Source organism: Streptomyces sp. NPDC002577 (assembly GCF_053594815.1).
This window is the reverse complement of the sequence record NZ_JBSFWK010000057.1, coordinates 26,933-48,284: the sequence shown is the minus strand read 5'-3', so window position 1 is coordinate 48,284 and position 21,352 is coordinate 26,933. Positions and strand designations below refer to the sequence as shown.

The following is a 21,352-nucleotide window of genomic DNA, read 5'->3' as shown; positions in this document are numbered from 1 at the left end:
AGGGTCCAGCGCATGGCAGTCACAGATATGGACGTCGACAGCGACAGCGCCGCACTCCTCGATGCCGCCCGCCGGCAGTTCGACGAAGAGGGCTTCACGGTAGTGCGCGCTCTGTTCGCCCCCGCCGAAATCGAGGCACTGAACGCCGAGTTCACCGCGCTCCACGCCGCCGGTCCCATACCGGGGCACTTCGAGCCGCGCGCGACCGGGACCGGCACTCCCGCCGACCCTCTGCACCTCTACCCCCGGGTGATGCACCCGCATCGGATCAACGACCTGGCCCTGCGTTTCCTCCTCGAGCCGCGGCTGCGCGACGTCCTGGAGGCCATCCTCGGCGAGGAAGTCCTGGCCGCCCAGAGCATGTTCTACTTCAAGCCGCCCGGCGCACGCGGCCAGGCGCTGCACCAGGACAACTTCTATCTGCGGGTGGAGCCGGGCACCTGTGTCGCCGCCTGGATCGCCTGCGACGTCATCGACCGGGACAACGGCGGCCTGGAAGTGGTGCCGGGCACGCACCGGATGGACCTGTTCTGCCCGGAGGAGGCGGACCCAGGTGTGTCGTTCGCGCGCGAGTATGTGCCTCCGCCGCCCGGCCTGACCGCCGTGCCCGTCGACATGGCCCCCGGCGACGTCCTGTTCTTCAACGGCAGCCTGGTCCACGGCTCCCAACCGAACCGCACCACCGACCGCTTCCGCCGCTCGTTCATCTGCCACTACGCCGGTCGCTCCGCTGAGCGGATCGGGCACTGGTACGACGCCCTGACGATGGACGGCCGGCGTCTCGCCCTCCCGGAGAGCGAGGGTGCGGGCCCCTGCGGCACGGAGTTCGCTCCGAACGGCCCGCACTGACCGGCATCGACCTGATCCGCCGCGGATCACGGTTCGTCCCGGACACAAAGGTGCCCCCGTGCGCCGTACGAGCACGGGGGCACCCTCACATGCCGGCCGGGGCCGGGAGGGGTCAGTCCTGCGCGGTCGCGGACCTGCGGCGCCGGAACACCAGGTAGCCGCCCGCCGCGACGAGGGCTGCCGCCGCCGTCGACAGGACGCCGACCGGTGCGCCGTTGCCGGTCTCGGCCAGGTCACCCTCGGCACCCTGCGCCGAGGGAGAGGACGAGGCCCCCGAGGCCGCCTCGGCCGAGGAGGAGGATGACGACGTCGGGCCCGCGGTGCCTGACGGCGTTGCGGACGCGGACGCGGACGCGGACGGCGTGGTGGCTCCGGCTTCGGTGTCGTCCTCGCAGTCGGTCCAGAAGACCTTGTGCTTGGCCCGGCCGTTCTCACCGTCGAAGTTCCAGAACAGCTTGTAGTGGCCGTCCGGGAGGGACAGGTCATCCGAGCGGCCGTGGCCATCGTCGTCGAGCGTCAGCGAACCGGTCTTGACCGTCTCGCCCTTGACGTCGGCCGTCGGGGCCCACGCCTCGATGTGCCAGTCGACCTCCTGGCCGGCGTCGAATCCGAAGGCGTCGAGGTAGAAGGTGCAGACGTGCGGTTCGTTCTTGCGGAGTTCCTCACCCGTGGTGGCGTCGTGAATCTTCACGGTGCCGTTGTCGCCGGGAACGGTGGCGAAGGCGGAGGGGGACATGACCAGCGAGACCGCGACGGCGGCCACGGTCGCGCTGGCGGAAGCGAGCGTGCGCATGGGCAATCCAACGTGGGAAGGGAGGGATGCCGTGGGGGGCGGCTCAGCTTCCTGTGTTACTGATCAACACGTCAAGACGCAGGGCTGCGTATACGCACCAGAAGGTGCCACTCGCCCCATTGGTCCGCGTAACGATCGGGTCAATGCGGTCAACGCGCTGTTCAACGCCGCTCCTTGACGGCTCTGCGGTAGACCTGTGGTCATGCGTCCACGACCTGGTGAAGTCCTGCATTTCTCGGAAGACCCCGCCATCACCGTGTTCCGTCCGCACGTCGCGGCCACGGCCCGGCAGCCGGAGGCGTACGTGTGGGCCGTCGACGATGTCCGGGCGCCGGACTACTGGTTTCCCCGCCAGTGCCCGCGGGCCATGGCCTGGACCGTGCCGGGCACATCGGAGAGCGACCGGGAGCGCATTCTCGGGCCGGGCGGCGGTGAGCGGGTGCATGCGGTCGAGTACGGCTGGGTGAAGCAGTTCCTGAGTGTCGAACTGTTCGCGTACAGGTTGCCGGCCACCTCTTTCCGGCCGTTCGGCGAGCCCGTACCGCACGCCCATGTGGCCGTCGAGCCGGTCGAACCGCTCGGTCCCGCGGAGCCGGTCGGCGATCTTCTCGAGCTCCACCGGGAGGCGGGCATCCAGGTGCGCGTGCTCGACAACCTCTGGGAGTTCTGGGATGCGGTGATCGGCAGCACGCTGGGGTTCAGCGGCATCCGGCTACGGAACGCCGCGCCGAGGCCCGTACGGAGCTGAGGGGGGCGTCCGGACTACGGTCACCCTGTTCGCCGCCGAAGATGCGACACGCCTGCGCACCTGGGCTTGACTGGTGGACATGATCCGCCTCGACCGGGTGCCCATGGCATCACGCCGTACCGTCGCGGCACTGGTCCTGGTGACGATCGCGGTCGCGGCCGGCTGTACCGGTCCGCGGGCGCTCAACGTGGACCTGCCGAACGGCACCGTGCCGCCGTCCGCCCTGGCCAGTGCTCCGCCGCCGCAACCCCCGCCGCAGCTCACGCAGGCCAGGGTGGAGGAGGCGGTGGACCGGCTCGACGACGTGGTCCGCGGCGCCATGCGGCGGACAGGCGTGCCCGGTGTGGCCGTGGGAGTCGTTCACCGCGACCGTGTGCTCTATCTGAAGGGATTCGGAAAACGCAAGATCGGAGAGCCGGGCACGGTCGACGCGGACACCGTGTTCCAACTCGCCTCGGTGTCCAAACCGCTCGCCTCCACCGTCGTCGCCGCAGCCGTCGGCCAGAAGGCGGTCGGCTGGAACGACCCGGTGGTGAAGTACAGCCCCGGCTTCGCGCTGAAGGATCCGTGGGTCACCCGCCATGCGACCGTCGCCGACCTGTTCTCCCACCGCAGCGGTCTGCCCGACCACGCGGGCGATCTCCTCGAGGACCTGGGTTATGACCGCGCGTACATCCTGAGCCGTCTGAAATACGAGCCGCTCGCGCCGTTCCGCGCCTCGTACGCGTACACGAATTTCGGCGTCACCGCGGCCGCGGATGCGGTGGCCGCGGCGGAGGAGACGAGTTGGGAGGAGCTGTCCGAGCGGGAGTTGTACAAGCCGCTGGGCATGACATCCACCAGCTCCCGCTTCGCCGACTACGAGCGGGCGTCGAACAAGGCCGTCACGCATGTGAGGGTCGACGGCTCCTGGCAGGCGAGGTACGTACGGAACGCCGACACGCAGAGCCCGGCGGGCGGCGCCAGCTCCACGGTCCGGGACATGACCAAGTGGCTGCGGCTGCAGCTCGCCGACGGCAGGTACGACGGGCGGCAGATCATCGACTCCGCGGCCCTGGACGAGACGTATGTCCCGCACATCCTCTCCCAGCCACCGCCGGCCGCGGCCGGCCGATCCGGGTTCTACGGCCTGGGCTGGAACGTCGGCTACGACGACCAGGGGCGCGTGCGCCTCAGCCACTCCGGCGCCTTCGACCTCGGCGCGGCCACCAATGTCACAATGCTGCCGTCGGAACAGCTCGGCATCGTCGTCCTCACCAACGGCCAGCCCGTGGGCGTCGCCGAGGCGATCGCCTCCGACTTCTTCGACATCGCGCAGACCGGCCGGCCCACGGTGGACTGGCTGACGCTCGTCGGCCGGGTCTTCCAACGGCAGGCGGAGGCCGCACACTCCCGGACCGACTATTCCAGGCCCCCGGCAGAGCCGAGGCCCGCTCGGGCGAACAGCGCCTACACGGCTACCTACGCCAACGACTTCTACGGCCCGATGACGGTGAGCACCGAGGACGACGCCCTGTTCATGCAACTGGGCCCGAAGAACATGAAGTTCCGGCTCCGGCACTACGACGGCGACACCTTCAGCTACGAGACCACGGGCGAGAACGCCTCCGGCCTGTCGGGTGTCGAGTTCACCGCCGACCCCGACGGTGAGATCACGAAGGTCCGCGTGGAGGCGCTCGACGCGAACGGGCTCGGTACCTTCACACGGAGTTGAGTTCCTGCATCCGCGACGCGGGGTCGATCGCCTGACGGGGACAGTTCGAAGGCCCTCGGCCCGCGCCCCGCCTGTCGCGAGGTGCGGGCCGACCGGTTTTGTCCTGCACGGAGTCTTGTGGAGAGTGCCGCTCCTTCCTTACTTTCCAGTAAGCCGGGCCGAACGCGAGCATTGTTCAGGTTCCGCCACCCTGCCGTCCGAGCGAACCGCACCCCCACCCCCACCGGCTTGTCATGCCCCGGCAATAAGGAGACCGACGATGCCCGTCCCCGGAACCAGGCACGTCTGCACCATGGCCGCCGCCCTCGCGCTGGCTCTCGCCGGGCCCTCGACGGCGACCGCCGCCCCCGCCGCGTCCGTGCAGCAGAGCGCCGGCGATCTGCGCGAGGTCATGTTCGTCGGCAACAACTGGGACGGCACCGCCGACGTCATCGAGTCCCGGGGCGACTTCGCCAGGATCGGCCGTGTCGACGTCGTCCCGGACAAGGACGAGCGCCTCAAGGAGATCTACCTCGACCCGATCAAGCTGATCTACTTCCTCGGGGTCCGGAACGGGCCCGGCGAGGGACACGACCAGTTCGTCGACGACATGTACTCCACGCCCGACGGGTCGGCCGTCGTCGTGTCCCGCCCGAGCTTCGCCGACGTGGTGTCCATCGACCTCGCCACCGGCCGGATCAACTGGCGCTTCCCGGTGTCGGGTTACCGCGCGGACCACATGGCGGTGTCCCCCGACGGCACCCGTGTCGCCGTCTCGGCCTCCACGGCGAACACCGTGCACGTCCTCGACATCGACACCGGCAAGCAGCTCGGGTCGTTCGCGACCGGCGACAAGCCCCACGAGAACGTCTTCACGGACGGCGGGAAGTATCTGTGGAACATGTCGATCGGCGAGGTGACCACGGCCCTCGACGACCCGTTGCTGGACTGGACGAAGGGCGACCGCCGTATCACCGTCGTCGACGCGAACACCTTCGAGCAGGTCAAGGTCATCGACATGCGGGAGCAGCTCGACGCCTTCGGCCGCAAGGACCTCTCCGACGCGGTCCGGCCGGTCGCGTTCACGCCCGACGAGTCGAAGCTCTACTTCCAGGTCTCGTTCTTCAACGGCTTCGTCGAGTACGACGTCGCCTCGGACAGGATCACCCGCGTCAAGACCCTTCCGAAGAACCCCGCGACCAGCGAGGACCGCACCACCTGGGTCAACGACTCCCGCCACCACGGTATGTCGATGAATCCACAGGGCACCAAGCTGTGTATCGCCGGGACGATGGACGACTACGCGACGGTCGTCGACCGGGAGACGCTCCAGGAGGGGCCGCTGGTGGCCGCGTCGAAGCCGTACTGGGCGACGGTGAGCGGCGACGGGAAGTCCTGCGTCATCTCCGAGAGCGGCGCCGACCAGGTCACCGCCATCGACTTCGCGACCGGCCGGAAGGTCGTGTCCGTGCCGGTCGGCGACCATCCTCAGCGCGTGCGCCTCGGCCATGTGGCCGCGGGCTGGACGGGCCCCGCCGAGGGCTGAACAAGCCCTTCACGCGTACGTTGTGCCGTGGCCGGGCTCAGAACTCGACGGGGTCGCGGACGATCGGGCAGGTCATGCAGTGCCCGCCGCCGCGCCCCCGGCCGAGTTCGGCGCCGACGATGGTGATGACCTCGATGCCCGCCTTGCGCAGCAGGGTGTTCGTCTGGGTGTTGCGGTCGTAGGTGACGACGACTCCCGGCTCGAGGGCGACGGCGTTGTTGCCGCTGTCCCACTGCTGCCGTTCGGAGGCGTAGACGTCGCCGCCCGTCTCCACGACTCTCAGCTCGGGAAGTCCGAGGGCCTTGGCGACCACGTCGACGAACGGGCGGGACCCTTCGTCGGCGATCTCGATGCCGGGGGCCTTGTCGCTCGGCCGCAGGGAGAAGGTGTGCACGCCGTCCATGATCGTCGGGTACAGCGTCACCAGATCGCGGTCGGCGAAGGTGAAGACGGTGTCCAGGTGCATGGCGGACCGCAGTTTCGGCATGCCTGCGACGATCACGTGCTGGGCAGCCCCCTGTTCGAACAGTGCGGCGGCGACCTGCGTGATCGCCTGGCGCGAGGTGCGTTCGCTCATGCCCATCAGGACGACGCCCTTGCCGACCGGCATGATGTCGCCGCCCTCGAACGTCGCCTGGCCCCAGTCGCGTTCGGGGTCTCCCCACCACACCGTGGAGCCGGCGAAGTCGGGGTGGAAGGTGTAGATCGCCTTCATCAGGAGGGTCTCGTCGTGCCGGGCGGGCCAGTACAGCGGGTTGAGGGTGAGGCCGCCGTACAGCCAGCAGGTCGTGTCGCGTGTGTAGAGGGTGTTGGGCAGCGGTGGCATGAGGTATTCGCGCCCGCCCGTCGACTCGCGGGCCAGGGCGAGGTAGCCGGAGCGGAACTCGTCCGGCAGGTCGACCGTGGCGAGCCCGCCGATCAGGAACTCCGTGAGCGCCCCGGGGTCGAGCGTCTCGAGAAAGGCACGCGTGTCGTCGACGAGCCCGAGCCCCACCTCGTTGGCGGTGATCTTGCGGTCGAGCAGCCAGGTCTTCGCCTCGGGGATCGCCATCGTCCGGGCGAGCAGGTCGTGCAGCTCGACGACGTCGACGCCGCGCCCGCGCAGCTTGTTGACGAAGTCGGCGTGGTCCCGCTGGGCGTTCTCCACCCACATCACGTCGTCGAACAGCAGGTCGCCGGCGTTGGTGGGGGTGAGCCTGCGGTGCGCGAGTCCGGGCGCGCACACCAGGACCTTGCGCAGCTTGCCGACCTCGGAGTGGACGCCGTAGGCGGGCGGGGTCGTCGGGGTGGAGTCTTGGCTAGTCACGGGGTGCCCTTTCTGGACGTACGTGGGTGGGTCCCGGGGACGCGATCGGGCGACCGGTCAGAGGCTGATCCATCCCATGGCCAGCGCGATGACGCCCATCACCGCACCGGCGACGGAGACGGCGAGGATGACCAGCTCACCCGGTGAGAAAAGCCGTCTGCCCTGCTCGCGGCGGGCCATCACGAACAGCACCGTCGCGGGCGCGTAGATGATGAACGACACCAGGAGGTACTTCAGACCGGCGGCGTAGAGCAGGAAGACCGTGTAGACGGTGGCGAGCAGGGCCACGACGATGTTGCCGGCCGAGCCCTCCCGCCGTCCCGCCGAGCCCTGTCCGCCGCCGGACCGTCGTGCCGCGACGACCTTGACGGCGAAGGCCGCCGCGAGCAGGAACGGGATCAGGGTCAGCGCGCTGGTCAGATCGAGGGCGAAGTTGAACGCGTCCGCGGAGAACAGGGTGACGATGAGGACGATCTGGACGAGGACGGTCGTCATCAGCAGGGCCGGCACGGGCACGTCGGCGTCGGTGGCGCGCCGCAGGAACCGGGGCATGTCGTGGTCCATCGCGGCCACGTACAGCACCTCGGCCGCCATCAGCGTCCAGGCGAGGTAGGCACCGAGCACCGAGATGATCAGCCCCACGCTGACGAAGACCTTGCCCCAGGTGCCCACCGCGCTCTCCAGCACCCCGGCCATGGAGGGCTGGCGCAGATCGGCGATCTCGCCCATCGGCAGCAGGCCGTACGACACGATCGTGACCGACGCGAAGATGGCGAAGACGCTCAGGAATCCCAGCACCGTGGCGCGCCCGACGTCCTCGCGCCGCTTGGCGTGGCGGGAGTAGACACTGGCGCCCTCCACGCCGAGGAACACGAAGACCGTGGCCAGCATGGTGCCTTTGACCTGCTGGAACAGTGGACCGGCGTAGTCCGCGCCGCGGAAGTTCTCGGCGAATACGTGGGGGTCGAGATAGAACAGCGCGATGACGACGAAGACCAGGATCGGGACGACCTTGGCCACGGTGACGATCCGGTTGATGGCCGCCGCTTCCTTGACGCCCCGTTTGATCAGGAAGAAGAACGACCACAGGCACACCGAGGAGATCACCACCGCGAGGACGGTGTCGCCCTCACCGAGGGCGGGCGCGACGGCACCGATCGTCGACATGATGAGCACCCAGTACGTCACGTTGCCGACGCAGGCGCTCGCCCAGTAGCCGAACGCCGAGAAGAAGCCCAGGTACTCGCCGAAGCCCGCCTTGGCGTAGGCGTAGACCCCTGAGTCGAGGTCGGGTCTGCGGATCGCGAGCATCTGGAAGACGAAGGCGAGCATGAGCATGCCGGTGCCGGCGACCGCCCACGCGATCAGCGCACCCGCTACCCCGGTCTCCTCGGCGAAACGGGCCGGAAGCGAGAAGACACCCGCGCCGACCATCGAGCCGACGACCATCATGGCGAGTGTCAGCAGCGACAGCTTCGCCGGATGCGCCGGCGCCTCGGTGCCGGTGTCCGATTCGGTGTGGGTCATGTCCGTCCTACTGGTGCAGCCGGATTCCCGGGTCGCTGCTCGGTGTGTTGACGGGCCTGCCGGCACCTCCCCGCACGCAGAGATATTAGCCAGCAACATGGTGAAATGTCGCGATAGTCCGTTTGGCGCGCGGCGGCCCGTACGGGAGCAGCCGACCGAACGTGGGCGGCGACCGCCTGGCAGCCCGACCAACTCCCCTTCCCCCTCGCCCTCTTGACGCCCAGAAGGAACCCTCCTACCGTCTGGTCGACTTCCCGGACCATGTCCGATATTTCGAACTACGAGCCGTTCGACCTTCGCCCATTCCCATGTCGTCGAAGGGACACGACACGACATGAGCCGCATCAGCCGCGCCCGTTCCAGATCCGGTGATCCCGACCCCGTGACCAGTTCCGCAGCGACAGCCAGGACCCTCGCCCCACCCCTCCCCCGCGCCCGCCTGCTGGCGGCCGCCGTGGTCGCGTGCCTGCTCGCCGCGCTGCTCGCCGCCCTGCCGACGCGAGCGGCGGCAGCGGCGGCGGACGGCCTCGTCGTCCACTACCCGCTCGACCAGACGAGTGGCACGACCGCCACCGACGCCTCGGGCAATGGCCGGAACGCGACCGTGAACGGCGGCGCCACCTGGCTGGGCAGTGAAGGCCTGAGCCTGGACGGCACGGACGACTACGTCCGGCTGCCCGACGACCTGATGCGCGACCTCACCTCGATCACCGTGTCGGTGCAGGTCCGCATCGCCGAGGCCCAGGGCACGCCGTACTTCGTATGGGGCCTCGGAAACAGCTCCGGCAGCAGCGGCAACGGGTACCTGTTCACCACCGGGGACACGTACCGGACCTCGATCGCCACGGGCAACTGGTCGACCGAGCAGACGGTGTCGGCCGGGCGCAACCTGGCACGCGACGTCTGGAAGACGCTCACCTACACGCTCAGCGGCGGCACCGCTGTGCTCTACGAGGACGGCGTCGAAGTGGCCCGCAAGACCGGCGTGACCATCACGCCCGCCCAGATCGGCGGCGGCACGACGGCGGCGAACTACCTGGGCCGCTCCCTCTACAGCGGCGACCGCTATCTCATGGGCCAGGTGCGTGACTTCCGGCTCTACGACAGGGCGCTCACGGCGTCCGAGGTCGCCGGGATAGGCGCGGTCTCCGACACGGAACGCGTATCGCGCGACATCGCGGCGCTGGACCTCGGCGACACCTCGTCGGTGACGCAGGACCTCACACTCCCGGCGACCGGGCCGAACGGATCCTCCGTCACCTGGTCGTCCAGTGACGAGAGCGTCGTGAGCGCGAGCGGAGCCGTCATCCGGCCCGCGCCCGGCAGCGGTCCGGCGACCGTCGTGCTCACGGCGACCGTCGCGAGCGGAGAAGCAATCGCGCAGAAGCAGTTCACCGTCGTGGTTCCCGCCGACCTCACGGACGAGGAGAAGGTGGCCGAGGCCGCCGACGCCCTGAAGGTCTGGGGCGCCGATGACATCCGCGGCAACATCACCCTCCCGACGACCGGCCTGCACGGGACGCGCGTCTCGTGGAAGTCGACGGACAAGAAGACCGTCACGGAGACCGGCGAGGTGAACCGCCCCGCGTACGGGGAGCCCGAGGCCGCGGTCAAGCTCACCGCGACGGTGCGGCTCGGCGACGAACAGGCCAAGCGGCGGTTCCACCTGACCGTCCGTCCGCTGCCGAAGAAGGAACCGCTGGAGGGCTACTTCTTCAGTTTCTTCGCCGGTGAGAAGTACACCGACGGAGAGCAGATCCATTTCGCCGCGAGCCGCGGCAACGACCCGCTGCACTGGGACGACCTCAACGGCGACAAGCCGGTGCTCACCTCGTCCCTCGGCGAGAAGGGCGTACGCGACCCGTTCGTCATCCGCTCGCCCGAGGGCGACAAGTTCTACCTCATCGCCACCGATCTCAAGATCAACGGCGGCAAGGGCTGGGACTACGAGATGCGGCACGGCAGCACGTACGTGGAGGTCTGGGAGTCGACGGACCTGGTCCACTGGTCCGAGCAGCGCCACGTCCGGGTTTCCAGCGACGCGGCGGGCATGACGTGGGCGCCCGAGGCGACGTACGACGAGAAGCTCGGCGCGTACGTCGTGTACTGGGCGTCCAACCTCTACGGCGCCGACGACCCCGACCACACGGGCAGCTCGTACCCGCGCATGGTGTACGCGACCACCCGCGACTTCCGCACCTTCACCGAACCGAAGGTGTGGAACGACCCGGGCGCCGGGGTCATCGACGCGACGGTGGTCAAGGACGGGGACTACTACTACCGGTTCACGACGGACGACAAGGTCATCGGCTCCTGCACGCGCGACATCGTCCTGGAACGCTCCACGTCCCTGACCGCCGTCGACCTGCCCGGCACCGAGCCGCGCAACTGGCAGCTGGTGGACGACTGCATCAGGACCGGCGTCGGCACGGACTGGGTCGAGGGCCCGACCGCCTTCAAGTCCAACACCGACGACACCTGGTACGTCTTCATGGACGAGACGCCCCGGCGCGGCTACGTACCGTTCACGACGCCGAGCCTCGAGAACCCCACATGGAGCATCCCCGCCGAGTACGAACTGCCGAGCCGCCCCCGGCACGGCACGGTCCTGCCGGTCACCAAGGCGGAACTCGACCGGGTCCGGGCGGCCTTCACACCGGTCTCGTAAGCCCTGATGCCGTGTCAGTCCGTGTCGGCCCTCGTCATACGGAGGCAGCTCCGACGACCAGGTCGTCGGAGCTGACCGAGCCCGGCCCGGTGTGCCCGGACAGGGCCAGCGTCAGGTCGAACTCCGCGAGCAGGCAGCGGATGACGTGGTCGACGCCCGCCTGCCCGTCGAGGCCGAGACCGTACGCGTAAGGGCGTCCCACCAGCACCGCGCGGGCGCCCAGTGCGAGGGCCTTGAAGACGTCGTCGCCGGTGCGCACTCCGCTGTCGAAGAGCACGGTGAGCCGGTCACCGGCCGCCTCGACGACACACGGCAGGGCATCGGCGGCGGCCACGGAGCCGGCCACCTGACGGCCGCCGTGGTTGGACACGACGACGCCGTCCATACCCGCGTCCGCGGCGCGGCGGGCGTCGTCCGGGTGCAGGATGCCCTTGAGCACGATCGGGCCGTCCCAGTGCGCACGCAGGAAGTCCAGGTCGGGCCAGGTCTTGGCGGGATCCGAGAACATGCCGACGAAGTGCATCACGGCCGCGTTCGGGTCCTCGTGCACGGGCTTGGCGAGCCCGGCCTGGAACGCGGGGTCGGTGAAGTAGTTCGCGGTGCCCACGCCGTGCAGGAAGGGGAGGTACGCCTGGTCCAGATCGCGCGGGCGCCAGGCCAGGATCGGCGTGTCGAGGGTGACGAACAACGCGCTGTACCCGGCCGCCTTGGCCCTGTCGAGGAAACTCCTCGCCACCTCGCGGTCCCTCGGCCAGTACAGCTGGAACCAGCGCTCCCCCTCCCCCATCGCCTCGGCGACCTGCTCCATCGGCGTGCTGGAGGCCGAGGACAGGATGTACGGAACGCCGCGGGCCGCGGCCGCACAGGCGGCGGCGGGCTCGGCGTCCGGGTGCATGATCGACAGGACGCCCACGGGTGCGAGGGCGATCGGCGCAGGGATCCGCCGCCCCAGCAACTCCACGGACAGATCGCGCTGGTGCACGTCTCGCAGCATGCGCGGCACTATCCGCCACCGGTCGAGTGCGGCGCGGTTGGCGCGCGCCGTGCTGCCGTTGCCCGCGCTGCCTGCCACGTAGCCGACCGGGCCGGGGCCGAGCCGCTGCTCCGCCAAAGTCTCCAGCCGCGTCAGGTCCGTGGGCAACCGGGGCACCGCGCCCGTCATACCGTTCAGATAGATCTCGTACTGGAAGTCCGCCCAGTGCGGCGTCGTCGCCATCCGCAGGTCCCGCCTCTCGTCTCCGACTGCGCTTGCCATGCCCGCGCATCCCAGCACGTAACTGTGCTGTACATCTGGCGATCTTGACCAGAGTCGCACCCGGGGATACAGCCCGGTTCCAAGGAGTCCTCGCGACACTGCGGGTCTTCGGATGTCCGCGGCTCCAGGTCGTATCGTCCTGGGCATGGAGCCAGTACGCGCGGTCTTGATCGACATCGACGGTGTGCTCACGGTCTCGTGGAAGGCGCTGCCCGGCGCGGTCGAGGCGCTGCGGCGGATCCGCGCATCCGGGGCCGAGGTCGGCCTGATCACCAACACGACGTCCCGTACCCGTGCCTCGATCGCGGACGCCCTCGCCGCTGAGGGCTTTCCCGTCGGGCCCGAGGACATCCTCACCGCACCCGCCGTCACCGCCGCGTATCTCGCGGAACACTGTCCCGGCGCGCGGTGCTCGCTGCTGAACAGCGGTGACATCCGCGAGGACCTCGCGGGCGTGACGATCGTCGACGATGAGGACGCGGACACCGTCCCGGACGTCGTCGTGGTGGGCGGTGCCGGGCCCGAGTTCGACCACGCATCCCTCAACCGGGTCTTCGGCCACCTCCAGCGGGGAGCCCGGCTCGTGGCCATGCACCGCAATCTGTACTGGCGTACCGACCAGGGACTGCAGCTGGACACAGGGGCGTATCTGCTCGGCCTGGAGCGGGCCGCGCGTACGGAGGCCGAGATCACCGGCAAGCCGGCGCCCGCCTTCTTCGAGACGGCGCTGGCACGTCTCGGTGCACGCCCCGGCGAGGCGCTGATGGTCGGGGACGACATCGAGTCCGACGTCCTCGCGGCGCAGCGCACCGGGATCACCGGCGTCCTGGTCAAGACGGGCAAGTACCTGCCCGAGACCCGTCGCGCGGCGAGCGGCACGCCCGATCACGTCCTGGATTCGTTCGCGGACATGCCCGAGCTGCTGGACCGGCTCTCCTCGGGTTGTGCCCGGTGATCACGCTGGTCACCGGCGCGAACCGGGGCATCGGCCGGGAGGTCTGCCGGCAGCTCGCCGGGCTCGGGCACACGGTGCTGCTCACGGCCCGTTCGGAGCGGGCCGCAGAGGCCGCCGCGGACGAACTCGGCCCGCACGTGCACCCTTTGACGCTGGACGTCACCTCGCCCGAGGACGCCGCACGGGCGGCGGCCGAGATCCGCGAGCGGTTCGGCCGGCTGGACGTCCTGGTCAACAATGCCGCGATCACGTACGACACGTGGCAGCGCGCGATCACCGCGGATCTGGACGTCGTGCGCGAGGCGGTCGAGACGAACGTGTACGGGCCCTGGCGGCTGATCCAGGCGCTGCTGCCGCTGCTGCGGGCGGGTGAGCACCCGAGGATCGTCAACGTGTCGAGCGGCGCCGCGTCGCTGTCCATGATGGGCGCCGGGACACCCGCGTACACGGTGTCGAAGACCTCCCTCAACGCCCTGACCCGGATGTGCGCCGCCGAACTGCGGGGCGACGGCGTACTCGTCAACGCGGTGTGCCCCGGGTGGGTCGCCACCGACATGGGCGGTGCGGGCGGCCGGCCCGTCGCCGAGGGCGCGGCAGGTGTCGTCTGGGCGGCGACACTGCCGGACGACGGGCCTACCGGGGGCTTCTTCCGGGACGGGCGGCCCCTGCCCTGGTAAGGGCCGTTTCGGACCGTTCCGGGGTCAGGCAGGCAGGCGCCGGACCTTGACGGTGTTGTCGGTCCGGACGGTCGGCTGTCCGTCGGGGCCGTTCCGGATGCGTTCGTGCTCCTCGCTGAGCAGTACCTCCCACGGGCCGTCCGCGAGGCCGAGAGCGTCGATGACCTCGTCCGGCGTCGGGAAGTGCACGTCGGGGTGGGGATGGTGCTCCCAGGCGGGGAAACCGGCGTGCCCTTCGATGAGGAGGACCCCGCCGGGCGCGACGGCCGATGCGGCGTTCCGCAGGATCTTCTCGCGCGGCATCTCGACGGGCGAGTGCAGGAACTGCGCGGAGACGAGGTCGAAGGTGCCCGCCGGGAACGACGTGCCCAGGTCGTGCTGCTGCCAGTCGATCCGGTCGCCGACGCCCTCGGCTGCCGCATGCTCGACGCCGCGGTCGAGGGCGAGGCGGGAGATGTCGACGGCCGTGACCTGCCAGCCCTGCCCGGCCAGCCAGATCGCGTCGGCGCCCTCGCCGCAGCCCAGGTCGAGGGCCCTGCCCGGCTCGAGCCCGGCGGCCTCCCGGACCAGTACGGGGTTGGGCTTCCCGCTCCAGATGCGGTCGCTCTGGGCGTACCGGGCCTGCCAGAACTCCTCGGCCGAGACGTTTTCGTCGGTCATCCGCGTGTCGCCCTTCGTGTCGTGCGTGTCATGCATGCCGTGTTCGCGAACCTGGTGCACCTGGCTTCGCTCTCATCGCTGACCCGACCATGCGCCCGCCATCGCCCACGGCACAAGAAATGTTGCCGGTCCGGCAAAGCCACCCCCCTTGCGCGGCCCGGACCGTGCCGCGCACGCGGCGCCCTCGACTTGACAAAGCACCTTGCCGAGTCGGCAAATGAAGAAATGGCGGACGACAACGACCTCGCGAGTGTGCTGACCGCTGTGGGCCCGCGTCTGCGCGCACTGCGCCGGGAACGAGGCACCACGCTGGCCCAGCTGAGCGAGACCACCGGGATCTCACTGAGCACGCTGTCGCGTCTGGAGTCGGGGCAGCGCAGACCCACCCTCGAACTACTGCTTCCGCTGGCGCGGGCGCACGGTGTCCAACTGGACGAGCTGGTCGGCGCCCCGCCCACCGGGGATCCGCGCGTGCATCCGCGGCCCTTCACCCGCAACGGCAGGACCTTCGTGCCGCTGACCCGCCACACCGGCGGCGCGCAGGCCTACAAACTGATCATCCCTCCCGGGAACCCCGACGACCCGCTGCCCGAGCAGCGCGTGCACGAGGGCTACGACTGGCTGTACGTGCTCTCCGGCCGGCTGCGGCTGGCCCTGGGCGAGCACGATCTCGTCCTCACCGCCGGTGAGGCCGCCGAGTTCGACACGCACACGCCGCACGTGTTCACCAACGCCGGTCGCCAGCCCGTCGAGTTGCTGTGCCTGTTCGGCCCCCAGGGCGAGCGCATGCATGTGCGCGCCCGCCCCAAGGGCAGGTGAGCCCGGCGGTCCGAGGGCCGTGGCCGGGAGTGCGGTCAGCTGCCGGGGCGCTCGGCCGCGGCCAGAGCCGCTCGCAGCGTCGCGGTGTCGGCGCTGGCCCCCGGGTCGTCCAACGAGATCCCGAGTCCTTGCGGGTTCTTCGCGTACGGAACGACATACGCGGGCGTGTCGCGCTGGAAGCGCCAACTGTCGGCCAGCGTCCCCGCGTCGACGGCGTCGTAGCCGAGGAGGTCGAGCAGCCGCGCCGCCGAGGCCCGTGCCTCGGGGTCGTCGCCCGCGATCGGCAGGGCCGAGCGGTCGGGGGCACCGGCGGGCCGGGCAAGCGAGGCCAGATGCCTGAAGAAGATGTTGTTGAAGGCCTTGACCACCTTGGCGTCCGGCAGATGCCGTTGGAGCAGCTCGCTCGTGGTGGTCTCCTCCGCGTCGAGTTCGGGGATCCGCCCGTCGCGCTCCGGGTAGTAGTTGTCGGTGTCCAGCACGATCTTGCCGGTCGTCGGTTCCACCGGGACCTGGCGGTAGTTCTTCAGGGGGACGGTGACCACCACCCAGTCCCCCGCGGCCGCGGCCTCGGCGGGCGTCGCGGCGCGCGCCCGCGGCCCGAGCTCCGCCACGAGGTCCGCCAGGGTCTCGGGTCCACGTGAGTTGCTGAGTACCACGTCGAGGCCGGCGTCGACCGCGAGCCTGGCCAGGGTTGAGCCGATGTTTCCACTGCCGATCAGTCCGAGAGTAGCCATACGGGCGGCAACGGGAGGCACGGCGGTCGTATTCCTGCCCGGGACGCGACGTTCGATGCCGACACGTTGCGGCACGGACCCTCGTCCGGGGAACCTCGCCGTGACGTTTCGCCCAAGGCTGCCGTGCCGGAGGTGTAGCGCGCTAAGCCTTGCGGACAAAGGCCGTGCCCCGCAGGGGAGGGCCTGCGGGGCACGTGTTCGATGTCAGCGCGACAACAGCGCTTCCGGCCCCGCGCCGGTGCCCGCGACCCGTTCGGGGCTCAGGAGCTCCGCCAGCCGGTCGGCGGGCAGCAGGCCCTTCTCCAGGACGAGTTCGGCGACACCGCGCCCGGAGGAGAGCGCCTCCTTCGCGATGTCGGTGGCTGCCTCGTAGCCGATGTGCGGGTTGAGCGCGGTGACCAGGCCGATGGAGTTCTCGACCGAGGCGCGCAGCACGTCGGTGTTGGCCGTGATGCCCTCGACACAGCGGTCGGCGAGCGTCAGGCAGGCGGCGCGGAGGTGGGTGATGCTCTCGGACAGGGAGTGCAGGATGATCGGCTCGAAGGCGTTGAGCTGGAGCTGTCCGGCCTCGGCGGCCATGGTGATGGCCACGTCGTTGCCGATCACCTCGAAGGCGACCTGGTTGACGACCTCGGGGATGACCGGGTTGACCTTGCCGGGCATGATGCTCGAACCGGCCTGCACCGGCGGCAGGTTGATCTCGTTCAGCCCGGCGCGCGGGCCGGAGGAGAGCAACCTGAGGTCGTTGCAGCTCTTGGAGAGCTTGACCGCGATCCGCTTGAGGACGCCCGACATCTGGACGAAGGCGCCGCAGTCCTGCGTCGCCTCGACCAGGTTGGCCGCGGTGACGAGCGGCAGGCCGGTGATCTCGGCGAGATGGCGGCGCGCCGACTCGGCGTATCCGGCGGGGGCGTTGAGCCCGGTGCCGATCGCGGTGGCGCCGAGGTTGATCTCGTGGATCAGCTCGACGGCCTCGGCGAGGCGGCTGCGGTCCTCGTCCAGCATCACCGCGTACGCGGAGAACTCCTGCCCGAGCGTCATGGGCACCGCGTCCTGCAGCTGCGTACGGCCCATCTTCAGCACGTCGTGGAACTCGACGGCCTTGCGGGCGAAGGCGTCCTGCAGCACCGCCATGGCCTTCAGCAGACCGCGCACCGCGAAGACCGTGGCGATCTTGACGGCGGTCGGGTAGACGTCGTTGGTCGACTGGCCGAGGTTGACGTCCTCGTTGGGGTGGAGGTGCTCGTACTCGCCCTTGGCGTGGCCGAGCAGCTCCAGCGCCCGGTTGGCGACCACCTCGTTGGCGTTCATGTTCGTCGAGGTGCCGGCGCCGCCCTGGATGACGTCGACGACGAACTGGTCGTGCAGCTTGCCGTCCCGGATCTCCCGGCAGGCCTCGACTATGGCGGCCGCCTTCTTGGGAGCCAGCAGGCCGAGCTCCTCGTTGGCGCGTGCGGTGGCCTCCTTGACGGCGGCGAGCGCGTCGATCAGGTGCGGATAGGCGGAGATCGGCGTGCCCGTGATGGGGAAGTTCTCCGTGGCGCGCAGGGTGTGGACGCCCCAGTACGCGTCGGCGGGGACGTCGCGGTCTCCGAGCAGGTCGTGTTCGCTGCGGTGGGCTGCGGCGGTCATGTCGGTGAGGGTCTTCCTTCAGGAGGTACGGGAGGTGGGTGGACGTACGCCTGCGCCCTGCTGCTCAGGCGTACGTGACGTGCGGGGTCGTGACCGCGAGCGCGTCGGTGGCGAGCGCGGGCGCCGGCCGGATGTCGCCCACCACCGCGCCGCCACCGAGCAGCGGCACGGTGGCGAACTCTGCGAGCGCCGCGGGGTCGACGCCGCAGCGGGCGAGGGCTGCCGAGGCCACCGGTACGCGTGCCCGGTCCGCGCCGTCGGCGATCTTCACCGCGGCGGCCCGGCCGTCCGGCAGCGCCGCGACCTGCACACCTTCGAAGCCGTCCTTGGTGAGCAACCCCGGCACGGCCCGCATCAGCGAGGCCACGTCGCGCCCGGATCCCGAGGCCATCTCGGCGTGCTCGCGCATCGCGTCGGCCACGCGCGCCTCGGGGGTACCCGGTGCGGCCGTCGTGATCCGGGCCGCGGCCCGTGCGAGCCCGTGCAGCGAGACAGCGAACAAGGGCGCACCGCAGCCGTCGACGGTCACCCGGGCGATGCGCTGCCCCGTGAGGTCCTCGACAGTTTCCGCGATCGCCTGCTGCAGCGGATGGCCCGGGTCGAGGTAGTCCTCGAGCGACCAGCCGTTGAGCTTCGCCGTGTACAGCATCGCCGCATGCTTGCCCGAGCAGTTCTGCGCGAGCCGGGACGGCAGCCGCCCCTCGCGCACCCAGGCGTCGCGCACGACCGGGTCGTACGGCAGGTCCGGCACGTTGCGCAGGTCGTCCTCGCCGAGGCCGGCCAGCTCCAGGATCCGCCGGGTCCCGGCGAGGTGGCGTTCCTCGCCGGAGTGGCTGGCCGCGGTCAGTGACAGCAGGTCGCCGTCGAGCGGCAGTCCGGCCCGCGACATCGCCACGGCCTGAAGCGGCTTGAGTGCCGAGCGCGGGAAGAAGGCGGCCTCGGTGTCACCGAGCTGGAACTCCACGGCTCCGTCGGCGCCGAGGACGACGACCGAGCCGTAGTGGATGCCTTCGACGACGCCCCCGCGGATGAGGTGGGCGACAGGGGCGTGGCGGGGCTCCCGGATCACAGGAGCCTCGGCCACCGGATTTCCGTACAACACTGCGTGGTTCACACATTCACCTTGGGGACTTAACTCGGGCGACCCGTCCGCGTATGCCGTACCAGCCGGCCACCAGGGCCGCCACGATCAGCGGCAGGCACAGCACGGTCGTGCGGCCGGCGCCGCCGTCGGCGTACATCAGGACGAATACGGAGGCGAGGAAGGCCAGCGTGACGATCTCGGTGAACGGAGAGCCGGGCAGGCGGTAGCTCGGGCGGGTCAGCTCGCCGTTCTGCGTCTTCCGCCAGAACAACAGGTGGCAGATCATGATCATGCCCCAGGTGGAGATGATGCCGATCGCCGCGAAGTTCAGCACGATCTCGAACGCGTCGGCGGGCACCACGAAGTTGAGGCCGACACCGAGGACGCAGATTCCGCTGGTGAGCAGGATGCCGCCGTAGGGGACCTGGCTGCGGCTCATGACACTGGTGAACTTCGGCGCGGAGCCGGACATCGCCATGGAGCGCAGAATGCGGCCGGTGGAGTACAGACCGGAGTTGAGCGAGGACATGGCCGCGGTGAGCACGACGAGGTTCATCACGCCGCCCGCCGCCGGGACGCCGATGTGGGACAGCACGGTCACGAAGGGACTCTGACCGGCCGTGTACTTGTTCCAGGGCAGCAGCATCGACAGCAGGACCACGGAGCCGACGTAGAAGAGGCCGACGCGCCACATGATGGAGTTGATGGCCTTCGGCATGATCTTCTCGGGGTTCTCCGTCTCGCCCGCCGCGACGCCGACCAGCTCGACGGAGGCGTAGGCGAAGACGACGCCCTGGATGATCAGCAGCATGGGCAGCAGGCCGTTGGGGAAGACGCCGCCGTGGTCGGTGATCAGGGACGGGCCGGGGGTGGCGCCGTCGACGGGGTGCTGGGTGACCAGCAGGAAGATGCCGATACACATGAAGATCACGAGGGCGCTGACCTTCACGATGGCGAACCAGAACTCCAGTTCGCCGAAGATCTTCACCGAGATGAGGTTCACGGTCAGCACGATGGCGAGCGCGATGAGGGCGATCACCCACTGCGGGATGTCGGAGAACATGCCCCAGTAGTGCGTGTAGGTGGCCACCGCGGTGATGTCGGCGATGCCGGTGGTCGCCCAGTTGAGGAAGTACATCCAGCCGGCCGTGTACGCGCCCTTCTCGCCGAGGAACTCCCGGGCGTACGACACGAAGGCGCCGGACGAGGGCCGGTACAGGACGAGTTCGCCGAGCGCCCGCACGACGAGGAAGGCGAAGACGCCGCAGACGGCGTACGCGATGAAGAGGGAGGGGCCTGCGTCGGCGAGGCGGCCGCCCGCGCCGAGGAAGAGCCCGGTGCCGATGGCGCCGCCGATGGCGATCATGTTGACGTGCCGGGACTTCAGCGACTTGCTGTAGCCCGCGTCTCCGGCGTCGACGTGCCCGGATCCGGCGCCGGTGTGCGCGGCCGATCGCTCGGCCCGTATGGCGTCTTCCTGAAGGGACTTCTCGCTCACGCCTCGGGTCCACCTTCCGTGGGTGCGTCCGTGCGCGGGGCGCGCACGATGTCGGTGAGGGTCGTCTCGACCCGGTCGAGGTGGTGGGACATGGCCTCCACCGCGTCGTGCTCGGATCCGTCGATCAGCGCCTCGACAATCGCACGGTGCTCGCGGTTGGATTGTTCACGCCGTCCGCCGAGTTCGTTGAGGAATGTCGACTGCCGGGCCAGCGCGTCCCGGATCTCCTCGATCACCTTGCGGAAGACGGGGTTCCCGGCCGCCTGGGCGACGGCGAGGTGGAAGAGCGTGTCCATCGCCACCCATGCGGTGGTGTCGGTCTCGTGCTCCATCCGCTCCAGCAGGTGGGCGAGCTGGTCGAGGTCCTCGGGCGTACGGCGCGCCGCCGCATAACCCGCCACCGGGATCTCGACGTGGCGGCGGACCTCCAGGAGGTCGCTCGCCGCGTAGTCGCCGAAGGTGGGGTCCTCGACGGGGCCGTTGGAGATGACGAAGGTGCCCTTGCCGGTGCGCGAGGCGGTCAGGCCCATGGTCTGCAGGGCGCGCAGCGCCTCGCGGAGCACGGGCCGGCTGACCTCGAGCCGGCGGCACAGCTCGGCTTCCGAGGGGAGCTTGTCCCCCACGGCGTAGTCGCCGCGCTCGATGGCGCTGCGCAGGTGGCCCAGCACCGCTTCCATCGCGCTGACGCGACGCGGTACCGAGCCACCTGTCTGGCTGTCTGACAGGTTCACGATGGTGATAATCCAGGTGGCCGGACGCGGCTGTCAAGGGTTTGTATGCGCTGCTGTTCATTTCCATTCATTTCCATGGGGCCTCGGGCCTCGGTTCCCCTGGAACACCCCGTCCGGCCACTTTGGGACCGGCCGGGGGCGCACTCGCGGACCGGGCCCGCGAACCGGGAAAATGGG

At 69.8% G+C, this 21,352-nt stretch carries 18 protein-coding genes; 8 read left to right on the top strand and 10 right to left on the bottom strand.

Annotation, left to right across the window (positions count from 1 at the left end; translation table 11 throughout):
• Nucleotides 1-27: 27 nt before the first annotated feature.
• Nucleotides 28-849: a phytanoyl-CoA dioxygenase family protein gene (locus ACWD4J_RS39245; protein WP_451400346.1), complete on the top strand. Its 822-nt coding sequence runs from the start codon at nucleotides 28-30 to the stop codon at nucleotides 847-849.
• Nucleotides 850-961: 112 nt separating this feature from the next.
• Here ACWD4J_RS39245 and ACWD4J_RS39240 read toward each other — a convergent pair whose 3' ends face one another.
• Complete coding sequence (locus tag ACWD4J_RS39240) at nucleotides 962-1,642, bottom strand: LPXTG cell wall anchor domain-containing protein (protein WP_451400337.1); 681 nt, start codon at nucleotides 1,640-1,642, stop codon at nucleotides 962-964.
• A gap of 202 nt (nucleotides 1,643-1,844) precedes the next feature.
• Here ACWD4J_RS39240 and ACWD4J_RS39235 point away from each other — a divergent pair, with 202 nt between their 5' ends.
• The 3 genes from ACWD4J_RS39235 (at nucleotide 1,845) to ACWD4J_RS39225 (ending at nucleotide 5,629) form a co-directional block, all read left to right on the top strand.
• Entirely contained in the window at nucleotides 1,845-2,390 is a 546-nt protein-coding gene (locus ACWD4J_RS39235) for a DUF6886 family protein (RefSeq protein ID WP_451400336.1), read from the top strand.
• A 79-nt stretch (nucleotides 2,391-2,469) separates the two neighbouring features.
• Complete coding sequence (locus ACWD4J_RS39230) at nucleotides 2,470-4,104, top strand: serine hydrolase (protein WP_451400335.1); 1,635 nt, start codon at nucleotides 2,470-2,472, stop codon at nucleotides 4,102-4,104.
• A 259-nt stretch (nucleotides 4,105-4,363) separates the two neighbouring features.
• Nucleotides 4,364-5,629, top strand: coding sequence for a YncE family protein (locus tag ACWD4J_RS39225; protein ID WP_451400334.1), 1,266 nt, complete (start codon nucleotides 4,364-4,366; stop codon nucleotides 5,627-5,629).
• Nucleotides 5,630-5,666: 37 nt separating this feature from the next.
• Here the strand turns inward: ACWD4J_RS39225 and ACWD4J_RS39220 are convergent, their stop codons facing one another.
• The gene (locus tag ACWD4J_RS39220) at nucleotides 5,667-6,935 is read right to left on the bottom strand and encodes an arginine deiminase (protein ID WP_451400333.1); all 1,269 of its coding nucleotides are present in this window, start codon (nucleotides 6,933-6,935) and stop codon (nucleotides 5,667-5,669) included.
• Between the two features lie 57 nt (nucleotides 6,936-6,992).
• On the bottom strand, nucleotides 6,993-8,462 hold the full coding sequence (locus ACWD4J_RS39215) for a basic amino acid/polyamine antiporter (RefSeq protein ID WP_451400332.1): 1,470 nt from the start codon (nucleotides 8,460-8,462) through the stop codon (nucleotides 6,993-6,995).
• 382 nt (nucleotides 8,463-8,844) lie between these two features.
• On the opposite strand from ACWD4J_RS39215, the gene ACWD4J_RS39210 reads away from it, so the two are divergent.
• Nucleotides 8,845-11,130, top strand: a complete 2,286-nt coding sequence (locus ACWD4J_RS39210; protein ID WP_451400331.1) for an immunoglobulin-like domain-containing protein — start codon at nucleotides 8,845-8,847, stop codon at nucleotides 11,128-11,130.
• Between the two features lie 34 nt (nucleotides 11,131-11,164).
• Here ACWD4J_RS39210 and ACWD4J_RS39205 read toward each other — a convergent pair whose 3' ends face one another.
• Nucleotides 11,165-12,385 carry a lactate 2-monooxygenase gene (locus ACWD4J_RS39205; protein WP_451400330.1) on the bottom strand — a complete coding sequence of 407 codons (1,221 nt, stop codon included), beginning with the start codon at nucleotides 12,383-12,385 and terminating at the stop codon, nucleotides 11,165-11,167.
• A 145-nt stretch (nucleotides 12,386-12,530) separates the two neighbouring features.
• Between ACWD4J_RS39205 and ACWD4J_RS39200 the strand changes: the two genes are divergently transcribed.
• Nucleotides 12,531-13,340: an HAD-IIA family hydrolase gene (locus ACWD4J_RS39200; protein ID WP_451400329.1), complete on the top strand. Its 810-nt coding sequence runs from the start codon at nucleotides 12,531-12,533 to the stop codon at nucleotides 13,338-13,340.
• Nucleotides 13,337-14,017: an SDR family NAD(P)-dependent oxidoreductase gene (locus tag ACWD4J_RS39195; RefSeq protein ID WP_451400328.1), complete on the top strand. Its 681-nt coding sequence runs from the start codon at nucleotides 13,337-13,339 to the stop codon at nucleotides 14,015-14,017. The genes ACWD4J_RS39200 and ACWD4J_RS39195 overlap by 4 nt, the downstream gene beginning before the upstream one ends.
• Before the next feature lie 24 nt (nucleotides 14,018-14,041).
• Here the strand turns inward: ACWD4J_RS39195 and ACWD4J_RS39190 are convergent, their stop codons facing one another.
• Nucleotides 14,042-14,677 carry a class I SAM-dependent methyltransferase gene (locus ACWD4J_RS39190; RefSeq protein WP_451400345.1) on the bottom strand — a complete coding sequence of 212 codons (636 nt, stop codon included), beginning with the start codon at nucleotides 14,675-14,677 and terminating at the stop codon, nucleotides 14,042-14,044.
• A gap of 225 nt (nucleotides 14,678-14,902) precedes the next feature.
• Here ACWD4J_RS39190 and ACWD4J_RS39185 point away from each other — a divergent pair, with 225 nt between their 5' ends.
• On the top strand, nucleotides 14,903-15,496 hold the full coding sequence (locus tag ACWD4J_RS39185; protein ID WP_451400327.1) for a helix-turn-helix domain-containing protein: 594 nt from the start codon (nucleotides 14,903-14,905) through the stop codon (nucleotides 15,494-15,496).
• 35 nt (nucleotides 15,497-15,531) lie between these two features.
• Here ACWD4J_RS39185 and ACWD4J_RS39180 read toward each other — a convergent pair whose 3' ends face one another.
• From ACWD4J_RS39180 to ACWD4J_RS39160, 5 genes are all read right to left on the bottom strand, one after another.
• Entirely contained in the window at nucleotides 15,532-16,230 is a 699-nt protein-coding gene (locus ACWD4J_RS39180; protein WP_451400326.1) for an NADPH-dependent F420 reductase, read from the bottom strand.
• A 204-nt stretch (nucleotides 16,231-16,434) separates the two neighbouring features.
• A complete protein-coding gene (gene aspA / locus ACWD4J_RS39175; protein WP_451400325.1) occupies nucleotides 16,435-17,862 on the bottom strand; it encodes an aspartate ammonia-lyase in 1,428 nt (475 codons plus the stop codon).
• A 64-nt stretch (nucleotides 17,863-17,926) separates the two neighbouring features.
• Nucleotides 17,927-18,976: an asparaginase gene (locus ACWD4J_RS39170; RefSeq protein WP_451400324.1), complete on the bottom strand. Its 1,050-nt coding sequence runs from the start codon at nucleotides 18,974-18,976 to the stop codon at nucleotides 17,927-17,929.
• Nucleotides 18,977-18,980: 4 nt separating this feature from the next.
• Complete coding sequence (locus ACWD4J_RS39165) at nucleotides 18,981-20,444, bottom strand: amino acid permease (protein WP_451400323.1); 1,464 nt, start codon at nucleotides 20,442-20,444, stop codon at nucleotides 18,981-18,983.
• Nucleotides 20,441-21,175, bottom strand: coding sequence for a FadR/GntR family transcriptional regulator (locus ACWD4J_RS39160; RefSeq protein ID WP_451400322.1), 735 nt, complete (start codon nucleotides 21,173-21,175; stop codon nucleotides 20,441-20,443). Before ACWD4J_RS39160 ends, ACWD4J_RS39165 begins: the two co-directional genes overlap by 4 nt.
• Nucleotides 21,176-21,352: the final 177 nt, after the last annotated feature.